Origin of the sequence: Brachybacterium sacelli (genome assembly GCF_017876545.1) — a bacterium.
In the GTDB taxonomy this organism is placed as follows: domain Bacteria; phylum Actinomycetota; class Actinomycetes; order Actinomycetales; family Dermabacteraceae; genus Brachybacterium; species Brachybacterium sacelli.
The window spans coordinates 2,738,734-2,755,169 of the sequence record NZ_JAGIOD010000001.1 but is presented as its reverse complement, the minus strand read 5'-3'; the positions used below and the strand labels follow the sequence as shown (position 1 = coordinate 2,755,169).

The 16,436-nt window shown below is 69.6% G+C and carries 12 protein-coding genes and 1 tRNA gene; 3 read left to right on the top strand and 10 right to left on the bottom strand.

Going from position 1 to position 16,436, the window contains the following annotated elements:
• Positions 1–8: 8 nt before the first annotated feature.
• The 7 genes from JOF43_RS12455 to JOF43_RS12425 form a co-directional block, all read right to left on the bottom strand.
• Positions 9–866 carry a MazG nucleotide pyrophosphohydrolase domain-containing protein gene (locus tag JOF43_RS12455; protein WP_342592169.1) on the bottom strand — a complete coding sequence of 286 codons (858 nt, stop codon included), beginning with the start codon at positions 864–866 and terminating at the stop codon, positions 9–11.
• A 10-nt stretch (positions 867–876) separates the two neighbouring features.
• Positions 877–4,482 carry a transcription-repair coupling factor gene (gene mfd, locus JOF43_RS12450; RefSeq protein WP_209902445.1) on the bottom strand — a complete coding sequence of 1,202 codons (3,606 nt, stop codon included), beginning with the start codon at positions 4,480–4,482 and terminating at the stop codon, positions 877–879.
• Positions 4,479–5,093 carry an aminoacyl-tRNA hydrolase gene (gene pth, locus JOF43_RS12445; protein WP_209902443.1) on the bottom strand — a complete coding sequence of 205 codons (615 nt, stop codon included), beginning with the start codon at positions 5,091–5,093 and terminating at the stop codon, positions 4,479–4,481. Before pth ends, mfd begins: the two co-directional genes overlap by 4 nt.
• Before the next feature lie 200 nt (positions 5,094–5,293).
• A complete protein-coding gene (locus JOF43_RS12440; protein ID WP_209902441.1) occupies positions 5,294–5,926 on the bottom strand; it encodes a 50S ribosomal protein L25/general stress protein Ctc in 633 nt (210 codons plus the stop codon).
• A gap of 375 nt (positions 5,927–6,301) precedes the next feature.
• Positions 6,302–7,282, bottom strand: a complete 981-nt coding sequence (locus JOF43_RS12435; protein WP_209902439.1) for a ribose-phosphate diphosphokinase — start codon at positions 7,280–7,282, stop codon at positions 6,302–6,304.
• Positions 7,279–8,778, bottom strand: coding sequence for a bifunctional UDP-N-acetylglucosamine diphosphorylase/glucosamine-1-phosphate N-acetyltransferase GlmU (gene glmU, locus JOF43_RS12430; RefSeq protein WP_209902438.1), 1,500 nt, complete (start codon positions 8,776–8,778; stop codon positions 7,279–7,281). Before glmU ends, JOF43_RS12435 begins: the two co-directional genes overlap by 4 nt.
• Positions 8,779–8,840: 62 nt before the next feature.
• Positions 8,841–8,912, bottom strand: a tRNA-Gln gene (locus tag JOF43_RS12425).
• Positions 8,913–9,080: 168 nt separating this feature from the next.
• Between JOF43_RS12425 and JOF43_RS12420 the strand changes: the two genes are divergently transcribed.
• From JOF43_RS12420 to JOF43_RS12410, 3 genes are all read left to right on the top strand, one after another.
• A complete protein-coding gene (locus tag JOF43_RS12420; RefSeq protein WP_245354103.1) occupies positions 9,081–9,728 on the top strand; it encodes a TetR/AcrR family transcriptional regulator in 648 nt (215 codons plus the stop codon).
• Between the two features lie 79 nt (positions 9,729–9,807).
• On the top strand, positions 9,808–10,344 hold the full coding sequence (locus JOF43_RS12415; RefSeq protein ID WP_209902436.1) for a MarR family winged helix-turn-helix transcriptional regulator: 537 nt from the start codon (positions 9,808–9,810) through the stop codon (positions 10,342–10,344).
• A gap of 233 nt (positions 10,345–10,577) precedes the next feature.
• Positions 10,578–12,452 carry an ABC-F family ATP-binding cassette domain-containing protein gene (locus JOF43_RS12410; RefSeq protein WP_209902434.1) on the top strand — a complete coding sequence of 625 codons (1,875 nt, stop codon included), beginning with the start codon at positions 10,578–10,580 and terminating at the stop codon, positions 12,450–12,452.
• Positions 12,453–12,660: 208 nt separating this feature from the next.
• Here the strand turns inward: JOF43_RS12410 and JOF43_RS22640 are convergent, their stop codons facing one another.
• The 3 genes from JOF43_RS22640 to JOF43_RS12395 form a co-directional block, all read right to left on the bottom strand.
• Complete coding sequence (locus tag JOF43_RS22640) at positions 12,661–13,491, bottom strand: PKD domain-containing protein (protein WP_245354102.1); 831 nt, start codon at positions 13,489–13,491, stop codon at positions 12,661–12,663.
• 236 nt (positions 13,492–13,727) lie between these two features.
• Complete coding sequence (locus JOF43_RS12400; RefSeq protein ID WP_209902433.1) at positions 13,728–14,366, bottom strand: DUF6318 family protein; 639 nt, start codon at positions 14,364–14,366, stop codon at positions 13,728–13,730.
• Between the two features lie 112 nt (positions 14,367–14,478).
• Positions 14,479–16,248, bottom strand: coding sequence for an HNH endonuclease (locus JOF43_RS12395; RefSeq protein WP_209902431.1), 1,770 nt, complete (start codon positions 16,246–16,248; stop codon positions 14,479–14,481).
• Positions 16,249–16,436 lie beyond the last annotated feature (188 nt).

Genomic DNA, 16,436 nt, shown 5'->3' with positions numbered 1-16,436 from the left:
AGGCAAGTCTAGGCCGTCGGGCCCTCGGTGCCCGACCCCGGACCGTCGGCCGTGCTGCCGCGCTCCCCCGCACCCTCGTCCGAGCCCGCGCCCGCGTTCCCGCCGAGTTCCTGCATGCGCAGCCGCGCGAGCAGCGCCCGCAGGGCGGTCTCGGGGTCGTCGTCCCGGCCCTCCGCGGCCACGACGAGATCGAGCAGGGCCCGCCCGAGGTCACCGCCCCACTGGGCGGCGTCCGGGGCGTCGGCCGCGACGTCGGCGGCGACCAGCAGCTGCTCGAGCTTCCCGTCGGAACGGGCGCGGTGGACGATCTTGGCCGCGGTCTGGAGGGCGGGCAGCCGCGCGGGGATCCCGTCGGCCCATCCGCGGGGGCCCGTCCCGGAGGCCCGGCGCTCGGCCGCCTTCACGGCGTGCCACTGCGCGATGATCTCCTTGACGTCCTCGTGGTCCGTCAGCGCCTGCTCCCGCTGCGCGGAGAAGATGTGAGGGTTGCGCCGCTCCATCTTGGCGACGAAGCACCGGGCCACGTCGTCGACGTCCCAGGCGGGCTCCTCCCCGCGGCCGATGCGGGCGTGGAAGAGGATCTGGAACAGCAGGTCCCCGAGCTCGTCGGCCAGCGCGCCGGGGCCGTGGGCCGTGGGATCGTCGATCACCTCGAGCACCTCGTGGGTCTCCTCCAGCAGGTACCTCGCGAGCGAGGCATGCGTCTGCTGATGGGTCCAGGCGTCGCCGTCCGACGCGCGCAGGGCATCCATCACCTCCACGGCGCGCAGCAAGGCCGTCCCGCGGGGCGCGGGCTCTCCGCAGGTGTCTCCTGGCTGGTTCCCGGTCGGGTCTGAGGTCCGGTCCCCGGTCTGTTCGTCGCTCACAGGGGCGAGGTTACTGCGCTGTGCCCTCGATCGTGGGCGGCGTCATCGCGTCGGCCGCCGCGGGCACCAGAGTGCGCAGCACCTGACGGGCCCACTCCAGCAGCTCGTGGTCACGCAGCTCCGTGCCGCCGAAGCGGGAGGTCATGGGCCGGGGCACCAGCACCTGGCGGGTGGCGGGCTTGAGCAGGGTGCCCGGGTAGAGGCGCTTCATCCGCATCGCGGCGGAGTCGGGCACCTCGAGGTGGGCGAAGCGGATCATCTTGCCCTGGGCCTGCACCTCGTCCACGCCGGCCGTCCGGGCGTCGATCCGGAAGCGCGCCACGTCCAGCAGCACCTCGACGGGCTCGGGCGGCGCGCCGTAGCGGTCGGTGAGCTCGGCCCGGATCTGGTCGATCTCGGAGACCTCGCGCACCGCGGAGAGCTTGGAGTAGGCCTCCAGCCGGAGTCGTTCGGAACCGATGTAGTCGTGCGGGACGTGGGCGTCCAGCGGCAGCTCGACCCGGATCTCCTTCTCGGGGGCGGCGGACTCGCCGCGGAAGGCGGCCACGGCCTCCCCCACCATGCGCACGTAGAGGTCGAAGCCGACCCCGGCGATGTGCCCGGACTGCTCGCCCCCCAGCAGGTTCCCGGCCCCGCGGATCTCGAGGTCCTTCATCGCGACCTGCATGCCGGCACCGAGGTCGGTGTTGGTCGCGAGGGTGGTGAGGCGATCGTGCGCGGTCTCCGTCAGCGGCTTGGAGGCGTTGTAGAGGAAGTAGGCGTAGGCACGCTCGCTCGACCGTCCGACGCGACCGCGCAGCTGATGCAGCTGGGAGAGCCCGAACTTGTCGGCGTTCTCGACGATCAGGGTGTTGGCGTTGGCGATGTCCAGCCCGGTCTCGACGATGGTGGTGCACACCAGCACGTCGAAGTCGCGCTCCCAGAAGTCGATGATGACCCGCTCCAGCTGCGCCTCGTTCATCTTGCCGTGGGCGACCTGGACCCGGGCGTCGGGCACCAGCTCACGCAGGTGCGCGGCGACCCGATCGATGTCCTCGACCCGGTTGTGGATGTAGAAGACCTGGCCCTCGCGCAGCAGCTCACGGCGGATAGCGGCGGTGACCTGCTTGTCCTCCTGGGCGCCCACGTAGGTGAGCACCGGGTGTCGCTCCTCCGGCGGGGTGGCCAGGATCGACATCTCCCGGATGCCGGTGACGGCCATCTCCAGGGTGCGCGGGATCGGGGTGGCGGACATCGCCAGCACATCGACGTCCGTGCGCAGCGCCTTCAGGGTCTCCTTGTGCTCGACGCCGAAGCGCTGCTCCTCGTCGACGATCAGCAGACCGAGGTCCTTGAAGCGCACGTTGCCGGTCAGCAGACGGTGGGTGCCGATGACGATGTCGACGCTGCCGTCGGCGATCCCCTCGATGGTCCGCTCGGAGTCGGCGGGGCTCTGGAAGCGCGAGAGCCCCCGCACCGTGACCGGGAATCCGATGTACCTCTCGGCGAAGGTGTCCAGGTGCTGCTGGGCCAGCAGCGTGGTCGGGGCCAGGACGGCCACCTGCTTGCCGTCCTGGACGGCCTTGAACGCGGCCCGCACCGCGATCTCGGTCTTGCCGTAGCCGACGTCGCCGAGGATCAGCCGGTCCATCGGGACGGTCTTCTCCATGTCGGACTTGACGTCATCGAGGGTGGAGAGCTGATCCGGGGTCTCGACGAACTCGAAGGCGTCCTCGAGCTCACGCTGCCACGGGGTGTCGGGACCGAAGGGATGACCGGGGGCGGACTGTCGGGCGGAGTACAGGCGCACCAACTCGTCGGCGATCTCCCGGATGGCCTTGCGGGCGCGGGACTTGGTCTTCGCCCAGTCGGCTCCGCCCATGCGGTTGACGCTCGGCTCCTCGCCGCCCACGTACTTGGTGACCTGGTCGAGCTGGTCGCTGGGGACGTAGAGGCGGTCCCCGGGATGGCCCTTCTTGGACGGGGCGTACTCGATGACCAGGTACTCGCGGGTGGTGCGCTTCGCACCGGTGCCGACGGTGCGGCTGGTCATCTCGACGAAGCGGCCGACGCCGTGATGGGCATGGACGACGTGGTCGCCGGGCCGCAGCTGCAGCGGGTCGACGACGTTGCGCCGCCGCGAGGGCATCTTGCGCTCCTCGCCGCGGCGGGCCCCGGACTTGCCCGTCAGGTCGCGCTCGGAGGCGAGGACCAGTCGCAGGTCCTCGACGACGAGGCCGTCGGGGAAGGGGCCGACGGTCACGACCGCCTCGCCGCCGGCGACCGGTCCCTCGAGGTCGGGGGCGAACACGGCCGGCATGCCCTCGGCGCGGAGGTTCTCCGCGACGTGGCGCGCACCTCCGGGCCCGACCATGGTGGCCACGACGCTCCAGCCGTCCGCGCGTCGCGTCTCGAGGTCCTTGGCGGCGTCTCCCGGTTTGCCGGAGTACCCGGGATGGGTGCGGGCGCCGGTGGTGAGGTCGACGTCGGCGTCCAGGCCGAAAGCGGCAAGGGTGAACCACGGGCGTCCGCCCTCGCGAGCATGGCCCTTCGCCTCGGCCAGCGGTACGAAGCTCGCCGCACCCACGTCGAGGGGCAGGCCTCCCCCGGCCGCGGCGCTGGACCAGGCGGCGGCGAGGAACTCGTCGGTGGTGGCGACCAGCTCCTCGGCGCGGGCGCGGGCGCGCTCGGGATCGAGCACCAGGAAGCGGGCCCCGGCGGGGAGGACGTCGGCGACCTGCTCCATGCCGTCGACCAGGACCGGGCTGAGCGACTCCATGCCGTCGGCGGCGATCCCGTCGGCGATGCGCAGCAGCAGGTCGCGGGCTCCGGGCAGCTCCTCGGCCGCGGTGCGGGCGCGCTCGCGCACCGCCGGGGTCAGCAGGATCTCGCGGCACGGCGGGGCGTCGAGCCCGCGCGGGGCCGGGTCCAGGGACCGCTGATCGGCCACGGAGAAGTAGCGCACGTCGTCGATCTCGTCGCCGAAGAGGTCCACGCGGACCGGGTGCGGCTCGGTGGGCGGGAAGACGTCGAGGATCCCGCCGCGCACCGCGAACTCGCCGCGCTTCTCGACCATGTCCACGCGCGCGTAGGCGGCGTCTGCGAGGTCACGCACGAGGTCGTCGAGGGGATGGACGTCGCCGACGGCGGCGCGCACCGCCCGCAGGTCGCCGAGGCCCTTCGCGATCGGCTGCAGCAGTGAGCGCACCGGCATCAGCAGCACGTGCACCGGGTCCTCGGACTCGGGATGGGCGATCCGTCGCAGGGTGGCCAATCGGGCCGCGACGGTGTCCGCGCGAGGGGACAGACGCTCGTGCGGGAGCGTCTCCCAGGCGGGCAGCTCGGCGACGTGCTCGATGCCGATCAGCACCGACAGCGCCGCCCGGAGGTCCTGGAGCGCGCGGGTGGTCGGGGTGACGACCACGAGCGGGTTCTCCGCGGTGGCGCGACGGGCGAGGTCGGCGACGGCGAAGGGGAACAGCCCGGTCGCGGCGACGATGCTGCCGCCCTCGCCGGAGCTCGAGCCCTCCTCGACGAGGTCGCGCAGGGCGGTGAGGTCGCGTCCGTCGGCCAGCTGCTCGAGCAGCGGGCGCAGCGGGGCGCGGGTCGCCGTGGCGGGAAGCGTGTTCGTGGTCATCGTGCCTCTTTGGAGTGGAATCGCTGCTGGGAGGCGGTGAGGCCCTCGAGGACCACGGCCTCCACCGCATCGGCGGCGTCCGCGATCAGCAGCTCGAGGGTCTTGCGCTCGGTCGCGGAGAACGGGGCGAGGACGTGGTCGGCGGTGTCCCGCCCTCCGGCGGGGCGGCCCACGCCGACGCGGACGCGCAGATAGTCCTTGGTGCCCAGCGCCTTGGTGATGTCGCGCAGACCGTTGTGCCCGCCCTCTCCGCCACCACGCTTCATCCGCAGGGTGTCGAAGGGGATGTCGACCTCGTCGTGGACGACGACGATACGCTCCGGAGGAATGTCGTAATAGGCCGCGAGGCCCTTCACGGGACCGCCCGAGACGTTCATGAACGTGGTGGTCTTGGCGAGGACCACCCGCTCGTCGGCGCCGGGCAGGCCGAGGCACCCTTCGACCACGACGGCCTGGGCGCGGCGTGCGGCCGCGAAGCGGGCCCCCGCAGCGTCCGCGATGTGGTCGAGCACCATCTGACCGATGTTGTGCCGGGTCGCGGCATACTTCGGGCCGGGATTGCCGAGCCCCACCACCAGGTGCGGCCCGTGTCGACGGTCGCTCACGGTCATGGACTGCTCCTCGCTGCAGCGTCGACGCCGCCGCCGGATCTCCTGCCGGCGCGGCCTGGTCCCGGCCGGGGCCCTCGGGGCGCCCACCGGCCCCGGACACCGTACCGGGGCGCCGCGCAGTGCGCGACGCCCCGGGCGATGGGTGTGAGGTAACGAGCGGCCGACGGGACCGTGGCCGCGTCAGGTTCCGCTCGGACGGGTCACTCCTGCTCGGAGGACTCCTCGGAACCCTCGGTGCTCTCCTCGTCCGAGGCCACGGCGCCCTCCTCGGACTCCTCGGTCTCGGGCTCCTCCTCGACGCGCGGGGTCTGGACGGAGACGACGAGCAGCTCGGCGTCGGTGACCAGCTCCGCGTCGCCCGGCAGGGTGACGTCGCCGGCGAAGAGCTGGAAGCCGTCCTCGGCCTCCTCGACCGAGATCTCGACGTGCTCGGGGACGTGGAGCGCGTCGACGGAGAGGGTCAGGGCCTGCAGGTCGACGACGGCGATGGCCGGGGCGACGGGCTCGCCGGAGACGGAGACCGGGATGTCGACCTCGACCTTCTCGCCACGACGGACGGTGATCAGGTCGAGGTGGGTCAGGCTCCGCTTGAGCGGGTGACGTTGGATCTCCTTGATGAGGGCCAGGTGCTGGGTGCCGTCGGCGAGCGCGAGCTCGAGCAGGGCGTTGGGATTACGAGCGGCGAGTGCGGTCTCGTGGCCCGGCAGGGAGAGGTGGATCGGGGCCTCGCCGTGGCCGTACAGGACGGCGGGGACGCGCTGCTCGGCGCGGAGACGGCGGGCAGCGCCCTTGCCGAAGCCTTCGCGCAGCTCGACGTTCAGCTTCTCAGCCATGTTGGTGCTCCTCGTGGATGCGGTTGCTCGACGATGAGCGACGCCACGGGGCTCGGGAGACTCCTCCCGATATCCGCACCGCGTCGATCACGGAGGGGCATGGTGCCCGCTCCCTCGCCGAAGTGACCCGGTGAGGATAGCACGCGGTCAGGAGCGGACGCCCGTTGACGTGACGGTCATCGCGGAGCGCCCAGGAGTCCCGCGCCTCTGCTGCCGGGAAGTAGAGCGAGCGCGCCCTGTATCGCCCCGATCAATCGACTCTCTCGCCGTGACGGCAGGTCGAGATCGACATGGGGACCACTTTGCGTGACGAAAAGTGGTCCCCATGTCGATCTCGATGGAGCTCGATGGAGGGAGACGCTCGCAGTACGTCGATCAGACTTCACCGTCGAACAGGCTGGTGACGGAGCCGTCGTCGAAGACTGCCCGGATCGCCCGCGCCAGCAGCGGGGCGATCGACAGCTGGGTGAGGCGGTCGAACTGCTTCTCGGCGGGGACCGGCAGGGTATTGGTGCACACGACCTCGCGCACCGAGCTGCTCTTGAGCCGCTCGGTCGCGGGGTCCGAGAGGATCGCGTGCGTGGTCGCGATGATCACCGAGTTCGCCCCGTTCGCGATCAGGGCATCGGAAGCCTGCACGATCGTGCCGGCGGTGTCGATCATGTCGTCGACCAGGATGCAGGTCTTGCCCTCGACGTCGCCGATCACGCGCTTGGCGACGGCCTGGTTGGGTCGCGTGGAATCCCGGGACTTGTGGATGAAGGCGAGGTTCACGCCACCGAGCTTCTTGGCCCACTGCTCGGCCACGCGGATCCGACCGGCATCCGGGGAGACCACGGCGATGTCCTCCTCGCCGTACTTCTTCTGGATGTAATCGGCCAGGATCGGCAGCGCCATCAGGTGGTCGAGCGGGCGGTTGAAGTAGCCCTGCACCTGCGGCGCGTGGAGGTCGACGGAGATCATGCGGTCGATGCCGGCGGTCTCGTACATGTCGGCGACCAGCCGGGCGGAGATCGGTTCGCGGCCGCGGTGCTTCTTGTCCTGGCGGGCGTACGGAAAGCTCGGGGCGATCGCGGTGATCCGCTTGGCCGACGCGCGCTTGAGCGCGTCGATCATGATCAAGTGCTCCATCACCCACGTGTTGATGGGCGCGGGATGCGACTGCAGCACGAAGACGTCGGTGCCGCGCACGGACTCGCCGTAGCGCACGTAGATCTCCCCGTTGGCGAAGTCCCAGGCGTCCATGGGGAGCACCTCGACGCCGAGTTCCTCGGCAACCTCCTGCGCGAGGACCGAATGGGCCCTGCCCGAGGCGAGGACCAGCCGCTTCTCCCCCGTGGTGACGATTCCGCTCATCGCTGCTCGTGCTCCTTGTGCTCCTCGGCATCTGTACTGGCCGGCGCATCGGCAGCGGACCGGTCCGCCGAGTCAAGGGCGGCGCGTGCCGCGTCCTCGGCCGCGGTCCCCGCGCGGCGTCGCAGGGTCCATCCTTCCACGTTCCGCTGCGAGACCGCGTTCACTCCCAGCGCACCCGGGGGAACGTCCTTGCGCACGATGGTCCCGGCTCCGGTGGCCGCGCCGTCGCCGATCGTGACCGGTGCGACGAGCACGTTGTCGGAGCCGACGCGCACGTGCTTGCCGACGCTGGTGCGGCTCTTCGTCACGCCGTCGTAGTTGGCGAAGATCGTCGCCGCACCGATGTTGGTGCCCTCGCCGATCTCGGCGTCGCCCACGTAGCTGAGGTGCGGGACCTTCGCGCCCTGGCCGATCTGCGCGTTCTTGGTCTCGACGAAACCACCGATCTTGCCCTTCACGCCGAGGTCGGTGCCCGCCCGCAGGTAGGAGAAGGGGCCGACGCTCGCCTCCGCGCCGACCACCGCGAGCACCGCATGGGAGCGGACCACCTCGGCGCCGGCGCCGACCTCGGTGTCCCGCAACGTCGTGTCGGGGCCGATCACGGCGTCCGCGCCGATATCGGTCGCGCCGTGCAGCTGGACGCCCGGCAGGATCACCGCGTCCTGGGCGATCGCGACGTCGGCGTCGATCCAGGTCGTGGACGGGTCGACGATCGTGACCCCGGCTCGCATGTGGCGCTCGAGGGTGCGGCGGTTCATCTCGGCGCCGAGCTGGGAGAGCTGGACGCGGTCGTTGACACCCTCGACCATCATCACGTCCTGGGTGACGACTGCGCGCACGGAGCGGCCATCGGCCCGAGCGATCGAGAGCACGTCGGTGAGGTACAGCTCGCCCTGGGCGTTGTCGCTCGTGATGCGTCCCAGGGCGTCCCGCAGCACGGCCACGTCGAAGGCGTAGATGCCGGAGTTGATCTCGTCGATCCCGCGCTGCTCGTCGGTCGCGTCCTTGTGCTCGACGATGCCGAGCACCTCGGTGCCGTCGTCGCTGCGCAGGATGCGGCCGTACCCGCCGGGGTCGGGGACCCGGGCGGTCAGCACGGTGACCGCGGCTCCCGCGTCCTCATGGGCGCCGACGAGCTCCCTCAGGGTCGCCGGGTCCAGCAGGGGCACGTCGCCGTAGGTGACCAGTACCGTGCCTTCGCTCGCGGTGACCTGCTCGAGGCCGCACTGGACGGCGCGACCGGTGCCGGGGATCTCGTCTTGATCGGCGACGGCCACCTCGGAGGCGTGCTCGGCGAGGTGCTCGGCGACCCGGTCCCGCTCGTGGCGGAGCACCACGACCAGTTCGGAGGGGCCGGTGCCCTCGGCGGCGGTGACCGCGTGCACGAGGAGGGATCTGCCCCCGATCTCGTGGAGGACCTTCGGCGTCCGGGACTTCATACGGGTCCCGGCGCCTGCGGCCAGAACGATGACAGCGGCGGGGGCGGGGGATTCCACGTCGGCAGCTCCTCGGGATCGACGGGTGTTGTGCGGCGACACCACCTGCACGGCGGTGAGCGTTCCGCCATCAGGACTCGAACCTGAAACTTCAGAACCAAAATCTGAGGTGTTGCCGATTACACCATGGCGGACCGCACCCGAGGCACCCGCGTCCGACGGGCGTCGACCTCCGAAGGGTCGGCGGGTGGGAGCGGAGGCTTCGTGAGCGCGAAAGAATCCTAACGTCCGCCCGCGGGGGCCCGGACCGGATCCCCGCCGAACCCGGGTGCTCCTTGCCACGCCTGTGGGAGACTCGCGCCATGGTGGAGAACGGTGCCCCTCGCGGTCGATCGACCCGGATGACGGGACGGGAACGTCGTGAGCAGCTCGTGACCGTGGGCAGGCAGGTCTTCGCCGAACGAGGCTTCGACATGGCCAGCGTCGAGGAGATCGCCTCCCGGGCGACGGTCTCCAAGCCGATCGTCTACGAGCATTTCGGCGGCAAGGAAGGGCTCTACGCGGTCGTCGTCGACCGTGAGGTCTCCACCCTGCTGGCCGCTCTCGAGCACTCCCTGCGAGACCAGCGCGCCCATCCCCGTCTGCTCATGGAGCGGACGGCGACCGCCTTCCTGACCTACATCGACGAGAACGAGGACGGGTTCCGGATCCTGGTGCGGGACTCCCCGGTCAGCCAGACCGGCGGCACCTTCTCCTCCCTGCTGACCGATGTCGCCCAGCGCGTCGAGGAGATCCTCGCCGCCCAGCTGAAACTGCACTCCTACCCCACGCAGGACGCGACGATGTACGCGCAGATGCTGGTGGGGATGGTCGCCTACACGGGCCAATGGTGGCTGGAGTCCCGCAGACCGTCGAAGGGGATCGTCGCCGCCCGCATGGTGAACCTGTCCTGGTACGGGCTGGGGGCGCTGCAGAAGACGCCGTCCCTGCACGCCGGCTCCCGGGGCTGAGCGCGCCGTGCCGTGGCACGGACCACCTGAGGCGGACCGGCCTCTCCCCCTCGCTCGGGCTGCGCCCTAGACTCTGCGCATGCCCACCACGCCTGATGACGCCGCCGTGCCGCGCCTCGACGAGGTCGACCGCATCATCGAGGGCTGGGAACGGGCACGGGGCGATCTGGACATCGAGCCGCTGGCCGTCTTCTCCCGCATCTCGCGACTGGCCCGCTATCTGGAGACCGCGCGCCGCGACTCCTTCACGGCCGCCGGGCTCGAGGGCTGGGAGTTCGACATGCTCTCCGCGCTGCGACGCAGCGGTGACGACGCCCTCTCCCCCGGCGCCCTCATGCACCAGACGCTCGTCACCAGCGGCACCATGACGACCCGGATCGACAAGCTGGTCACCCGGGGCCTGGTCCGCAAGAACCGCAGCCCTCGCGACGGTCGCGCTGTCGAGGTGCGTCTGCAGCCCGAGGGCGTGCGTCGGGTCGACGACGCCATGGAGAGCCTGCTCGCCGCGGAGCGCGACCTGCTCCGCCCCCTCAGCGCGGACGGTCGGACGGCGCTCGCCGACACCCTCCGGTCACTCCTGCTGACCTTCGAGGTGGACGACCCCGTGGGACGTTGAGGGCCGACGGCTCCTCGGCGGCCGCAGCACCGGCCCGGCCGGCTTCGATCCCGTCCGTCAGCGGATCACGGCGATCCGTCGGCAGCTCTCCTCGCACGGTCACTCCGTCGTCCGGCTCATGTCGACCCGGCGACCCGTCGGCGAGCTCACCGGGCTCGTCGGCACTTCGGCCGAGATCCTCGCTCGACCCCCGCACTCACCCCGACACCCTGCTTCCTGAAGGACACTCCTGAATGGCCCATCTGCTCGGCACACAGTCCCTGCACGTCTCCCTGCCCGATCGCGTCCTGCTCGAGGACGTCACCGTCGGGATCGACGAGGGAGACCGCATCGGTGTGGTCGGCCGAAACGGCGACGGCAAGTCCACCCTGCTGCGCCTGCTCGCCCGGCTCCAGGACCCTGATTCGGGCCGGGTCACCGTGCGCGGCGGAGTACGGGTCGGCGTGCTCAGCCAGCAGGACGAGGCCACCGAGGACACCACGGTGCGCCAACGGGTGGTGGGCGAGCGCCCCGATTACGAATGGGCCTCGGATCCGCGGATCCGGGACGTGCTGGCCGGTCTGCTCCAGGAGATGGATCTGGAGACACCGCTCGGGGACCTCTCCGGCGGACAGCTGCGCCGCGTGCACCTCGCGGAGCTGCTAGTGGGCGATTGGGATGTGCTGCTGCTGGACGAGCCCACCAACCACCTCGACGTCGAAGGTATCGCCTGGCTCGCCGAGCACCTGCGTCGCCGGTGGACCGCGAAGGACGGCGGACTCGTGGTGATCACCCACGACCGCTGGTTCCTCGACGCGGTGTGCACCCGGATGTGGGAGGTGCACGACGGCGTGGTCGACCCCTTCGAAGGCGGATACGCGGCCTATGTGCTGCAGCGGGTCGAGCGAGATCGCCAGGCCGCCGCCGTGGAGGCGAAGCGGCAGAACCTCATGCGCAAGGAGCTCGCCTGGCTGCGGCGAGGAGCTCCGGCCCGGACCTCGAAGCCGAAGTTCCGGATCGACGCCGCGAACGAGCTGATCGCCGGCGAGCCACCGATGCGCGACAGCGTGGAGCTGACGCAGCTGGCGACTTCGCGGCTCGGACGCGACGTGATCGACGTGCTCGACGTCGATGCAGGGTACGGAGACGTACGAGTGCTTCACGACGTGACGCTGCACATCGGCCCGGCGGACCGTATCGGGGTGCTGGGCCCCAATGGTGCCGGCAAGTCGACGCTGCTCGCACTGATCACCGGTGACCTCGCGCCGCAGGCAGGTCGGGTCAAGCGCGGCAAGACGGTCACGGTGCGCCAGGTGTCGCAGCGGATCGAAGGGCTGCAGGACCATCTGCGCTCGCGGGTCAGCGACGTGGTGGGCCGGTACCGCAGCTCCTTCCGCGCGGGGAAGGACGAGGTCTCCCCCGGCCAGCTGCTGGAGCGTCTCGGCTTCACCACAGCGCATCAGAAGGTCCTGGTCGGGGCACTGTCCGGCGGACAGCAGCGGAGGCTGGACCTGCTGCTGACGCTGCTGGAGGAACCCAATGTGCTGGTGCTCGACGAGCCGACGAACGACATGGACACCGACATGCTCGCGGCCATGGAGGACCTGCTGGATACCTGGCCGGGCCCGCTGATCGTGGTCTCCCACGACCGGTACCTGCTCGAGCGCGTCACGGACACTCAGTACGCGGTGCTCGATGGCGAGGTGCGGCACGTGCCGGGCGGTGTGGAGCAGTACATCGAGCTGCGCCGCGCGTCCGAGGCGGCGTCGGGCTCGGGGGCGACGAGTGTGGGGGCAACGTCCCGCACGCAGGAGTCGGGCTCGGTGAGTGCTGCCGGTGCGACGACGTCGTCCGCAGGAAGCGGGGCCGGTGGGTCGGCCCTGGAAGCGTCCGCCGCTCCGGCGCTGTCCGGGGCCGAGGCGCGCGCTGCCCAGAAGGAGCTCAGCGCCGTGGAGCGGCGCATGGAGAAGCTGTCGGGACAGACCCGGAAGCTCCACGAGAAGCTCGCGGCGCACGACCAGTCCGACTACCAGGGACTGCAGTCGATCACGGAGGATCTGCGAGCGGTCGAGGCCGAGATCGAAGGGCTCGAGGAACGCTGGTTGGAACTGTCCGAGCAGGTCGGCTGAGGTAGCTCGAGCGCGCATCCGTTCAGTGCAGATCGATTGAGCGCACAATGGTCGAGATCTCGCTGGCTGTGAGTTCGTCTTCTGAAGCGAACTCGCCTGCTGAACTGCAGATACCCGCGCTCAGCTTCCAGATCGTGGTCGCGCCAGGCGATCGCGCGCGCCCGCCGCACGGGCACGCTTCCTACTCCGCTGACTTCTATCGGCGCCCTCAGAGTTCGCGCGCGGTCGCCTCCGGATCGGCCTGCCCCTCGGTCTCGGAGGTCCGCTCCGGAACCCACGGGTCCCCCTCTTCGTCGACCGGGACATCACCATCGACCAGTCGCGATTCGAGGCTCTTGGCGAAGAGTTCCACGGGGTCGGATTCCACGGTCACCGTTCCGACGATGTCCTGCCACTCGCCGCCGTCGACGGAGAACTGCCCCGTGAAGGTCGTGGTCAGCGTGATGTCGTACCAGCCCTCGGACGAGTAGGTGGTCGCCACGTCGCGGCTGGGGAATGGCTTGCCCGGATCGGACGTGACGAGCGTGTTTCCGTCGCCCATGTCCCACTCGTACTCGGTCGGCACTGCTCGCACCGCGACCGGGGTGCCGAGAAGTTCTGTCTGGAGCATCTGCGACTCACCGGTGGCGTAGAGGACGACGTCCATGTTCACGGGGATCCAGCCGGCTTCAGGTCCCGCATGCGCCGACATCGCTTTGATCGGAAGTTTGGCGAATTCGGTCACGCTCATCGTGATCTCAACCGGCTCTGCTTCCGCGGCCGCAGGCGTGCGAGGCTCGCCCGGGGCTCTGCACCTGTATCCCGCGAAGTCCCTGTCGCCGGTCTTCGTGTCCAGCGTATTCACCTCGAAGTTCACGCCGTCCTCCGGGGCATCGGTGGCGCCGCCCGTGTCGACCATCTGGAACACATCGGTGGCCACCTGGCGGGTCTGCGTCCCGTTGGACTCGCAGGTATTACGCGGAGCCCCACACATAGTCGCGCCACTTCCAGTTTCGCGACAACCGGTCAGATCTTCCGTTGCGCGATCGAGGATCTCCATGAAGCGCGGGGGCGGCGGGGAGTCTCGGTTTTCTGTCGTCGATACCCCAGTGCCCGCAGGCTCCTTCGGCGCACTTGGATCGACCGGAGGCGTCGCGTCACTTTGTTTAACTGTTCTACACTCGGCCTCTGGCTCGAAACAAGTCGCCGTAATTTCTGCGTACGCAGTCGGACCCCACAAGGCAGCTACTAAAACAACCAGAACAGCTAGCCACTTTCTACTATTGGGCATTAGAGTCACTCATCTAGTGGGAGGATTGCAAGTCCAGAGACGAGCCATTTTTCACCCTGCCAAAGCATTCCGCCCGCCGATCTGTATTTTTGTACTGGCTCCACACTTTTCACACCGGTCTCTGCGTCAACCTCAGTATGTTCCGACACTCTGAATTCATAGGAGACCATGACGTCAGCACCGTCTTCTGTGCCAGTGTGGCGCACGCTAAGGTCGGTAGACGATACATTACCCCAGAGAGCATCATTGGCTTTTCGGTCACGATGCTCCGCAGCGAATTGGCTACAGCCTTTGCAATCATCGGTCGCCAAATCCGCCAGCGCATCAGTCTCCCCGGTTTGATACGCCCACATCTGCATTGCCCAGTAGTACCGAAACGATTGCTCCGCACCTTCAGGCGTCTCCTCGTCCATTCCCGCAAAATCCGCAGGATCCGGTGCTGGGATGTCGGCCGCAGCGGCGGTCGAGCCTTCATCGGCTCCCCCATCACTCGCTCCGCCGCCGTCGCTTGCGCCTCCCCCGTCGCTCGCGTTCGAGGCGTCAATCGTGGGAGGAGTACGCGGCTCGTCATCTCCACCGCAGGCGACGAGGCTGAAGGAGAGGGCAACAGCAAGGGAGAGGGCGCCGAGGCGACGATGCGACATACGCGTGGACTCCTGAGGAGGGAGAGGGACTCGCTCAACGTAGCGGGCCCCAGGTCCGCTCACCACCGGTTCCTTGAAATTGTGGACAACTCCAGAATTGCCGGGGGTCTTGTCATGTGGGTCGGGGCGGGCGCTGGGAGTCGTCGAAGACGTAGTCGATGTTGCCGCGGGGGAGGTGGTGGCGGTTCAGTCGCACGCCCCGCCAGGCGGGGTGGGGATCCGTCGCCTCGAAGGCACGTCGGCCGATCCAACGCAGCCCGCGATACAGAGGGGATTCGCCGTCCTCTCCTCCGTGGGGGCCGAAGACGTCATCGAGGGTCCAGGTGGTCCACGACCTCGACGCGAACCCCGCCTGCGCGTCGCTTTCGTCCGCAGGTTCGTGTGCGGACTGCTCGCGGGCACGTCGTCGGCGTCGGGCAGTGCCGAGGGGGTCGAAGTTGTATCCCGACCGGCGGGCTTTCTGCCCGTACCGGGTGGTCCACTCCACGCTGCGGCGTTTGCCGTTCTCGTCGCCAACCACCCGGGCAGTGACTCCGGCTTCTTCTTTCTGGTTATCGCCCGCACACAGCCCGTTACCGTTGTCCAGCGATGTCTCCCCGCCTCGGGAGTGGGGCGTGATGTGGTCGTTCTGCCGGATCGGCGCGTCACAGTACGGCGCCCGACACGTCAGATGACTCCACCGCAAGAACCGTGACAGGGCCGGCGGGAACACTCGCGACCGGGCCTGGACAGCGACCAGCTGCCCGTCCTCGGGACCGGTGTAGAGCTGGCGCAACGCCACCCGCAACTGTGGATCCTCCTCGGCAGCGGTGACAGCCTGGAGCATCTCCTCACGCACGTGTTCGTAGGGCACAGAGCCGATCCCCTCGACCGTCGCCGCATCAGCATGCCCCGGTGCCAGCAGCGACCGGTCGGTGATGATCACCCCGATCTCCATCGTCGTCACCAGTTGCCCCGACCCCCGACCCAGCAGCACATCGGTGAAGTCATCGGCCATGATCTGCTGGTGACCCCGCCCATCCCCCCGGGCCCTGGCCTTCTCCGCCCCCAGCGAGAGGGCCTTCCGGATCCTCGCCCCGTCCAGAGCGGTCACCGTCGCCGTCAGCGTGCACATCCCGTGGTCCCCACGACGGACTGTGACCCCACGTGTGGTCCTGGCCCGCAGATGCCGCCCCATCACCCCCTCCGGATCCAACGCATGCATCACCCGCTCAGCCTCCCCCGCCCACTCCTGGACCCCACACCCCTCCAGATAGGCCAGATTCTCGATCAGGACCTCATCGACCTGCCGCCGCAACCCGGCACTGGCCGCCGCGACGACTTTCCCCACCCGGTGCGCGGCCGCGGCCGAGATCCGCCCCTGCGCCATCGCGGCCAGCATCCCCGGCATCGACTGCACCAACCGCCGCGAACTCGACATCGTCTGCCCAGCAGCCGACGGGGAGGCCCGCAACGCGAACGAGGCCTCCTTTCGCGCCACCTTCAACGCAGCACGCGGCCTCTCTCCCCGCGCCAACGCATCCGCCTTGGCCGCCGCCTCCAACTGCACCAGCGCCCGAGCCTGCACCCCCGCGATCGCGGTCGACAGCTCCCGCAAGCCCGCCAGCACATCCACCGTCTCCGGCGCCGACAACCCGTCCAACGACACCGACCCCTTCGCGCCCAGCTCCGCCAGCACGCCCGTGGCCGAGGACACGTCAACCTCCCCCACCTGCAACTGCCCCACCCCCGCCGCAACGACCAACCCCCTGAGCCTCGCCAAGTCGCTGACGCGCCCGCCGGCGGGCGTGGAAGCGACGTCGGCAGCCGGGGATGCATCACCACTCCCCGCAGAGCGGTCCCTCGCTCCCTCGGTGTTCACACCCTCGACCTCTTCATCCATGCCACCTATTATCGCACTCCCGTTCGACTTACCCAAGAGTCACCAATAGATTTCTTCATTCGACGCAAAATGTGGATAACCACCCACCAGGGAGGAACGATGAACCGGCGCCCGACAGCAGAGCACGCAACGTGCCCACGAGGTGAGGCCCGGCTCCGGAGTGTCGGGCGGGACTTTCAGGCTGTGAG

What these genes read in the sequence shown, in the direction of transcription:
- JOF43_RS12395 (WP_209902431.1), bottom strand. Translation starts at nt 16,248, where the DNA reads ATGGATGAAGAGGTCGAGGGTGTGAACACCGAGGGAGCGAGGGACCGC.
- JOF43_RS12440 (WP_209902441.1), bottom strand. Translation starts at nt 5,926, where the DNA reads ATGGCTGAGAAGCTGAACGTCGAGCTGCGCGAAGGCTTCGGCAAGGGC.
- JOF43_RS12415 (WP_209902436.1), top strand. Translation starts at nt 9,808, where the DNA reads ATGCCCACCACGCCTGATGACGCCGCCGTGCCGCGCCTCGACGAGGTC.
- JOF43_RS12410 (WP_209902434.1), top strand. Translation starts at nt 10,578, where the DNA reads ATGGCCCATCTGCTCGGCACACAGTCCCTGCACGTCTCCCTGCCCGAT.
- JOF43_RS12400 (WP_209902433.1), bottom strand. Translation starts at nt 14,366, where the DNA reads ATGTCGCATCGTCGCCTCGGCGCCCTCTCCCTTGCTGTTGCCCTCTCC.
- JOF43_RS12435 (WP_209902439.1), bottom strand. Translation starts at nt 7,282, where the DNA reads ATGAGCGGAATCGTCACCACGGGGGAGAAGCGGCTGGTCCTCGCCTCG.
- pth (WP_209902443.1), bottom strand. Translation starts at nt 5,093, where the DNA reads ATGACCGTGAGCGACCGTCGACACGGGCCGCACCTGGTGGTGGGGCTC.
- mfd (WP_209902445.1), bottom strand. Translation starts at nt 4,482, where the DNA reads ATGACCACGAACACGCTTCCCGCCACGGCGACCCGCGCCCCGCTGCGC.
- JOF43_RS22640 (WP_245354102.1), bottom strand. Translation starts at nt 13,491, where the DNA reads ATGGAGATCCTCGATCGCGCAACGGAAGATCTGACCGGTTGTCGCGAA.
- JOF43_RS12420 (WP_245354103.1), top strand. Translation starts at nt 9,081, where the DNA reads ATGGTGGAGAACGGTGCCCCTCGCGGTCGATCGACCCGGATGACGGGA.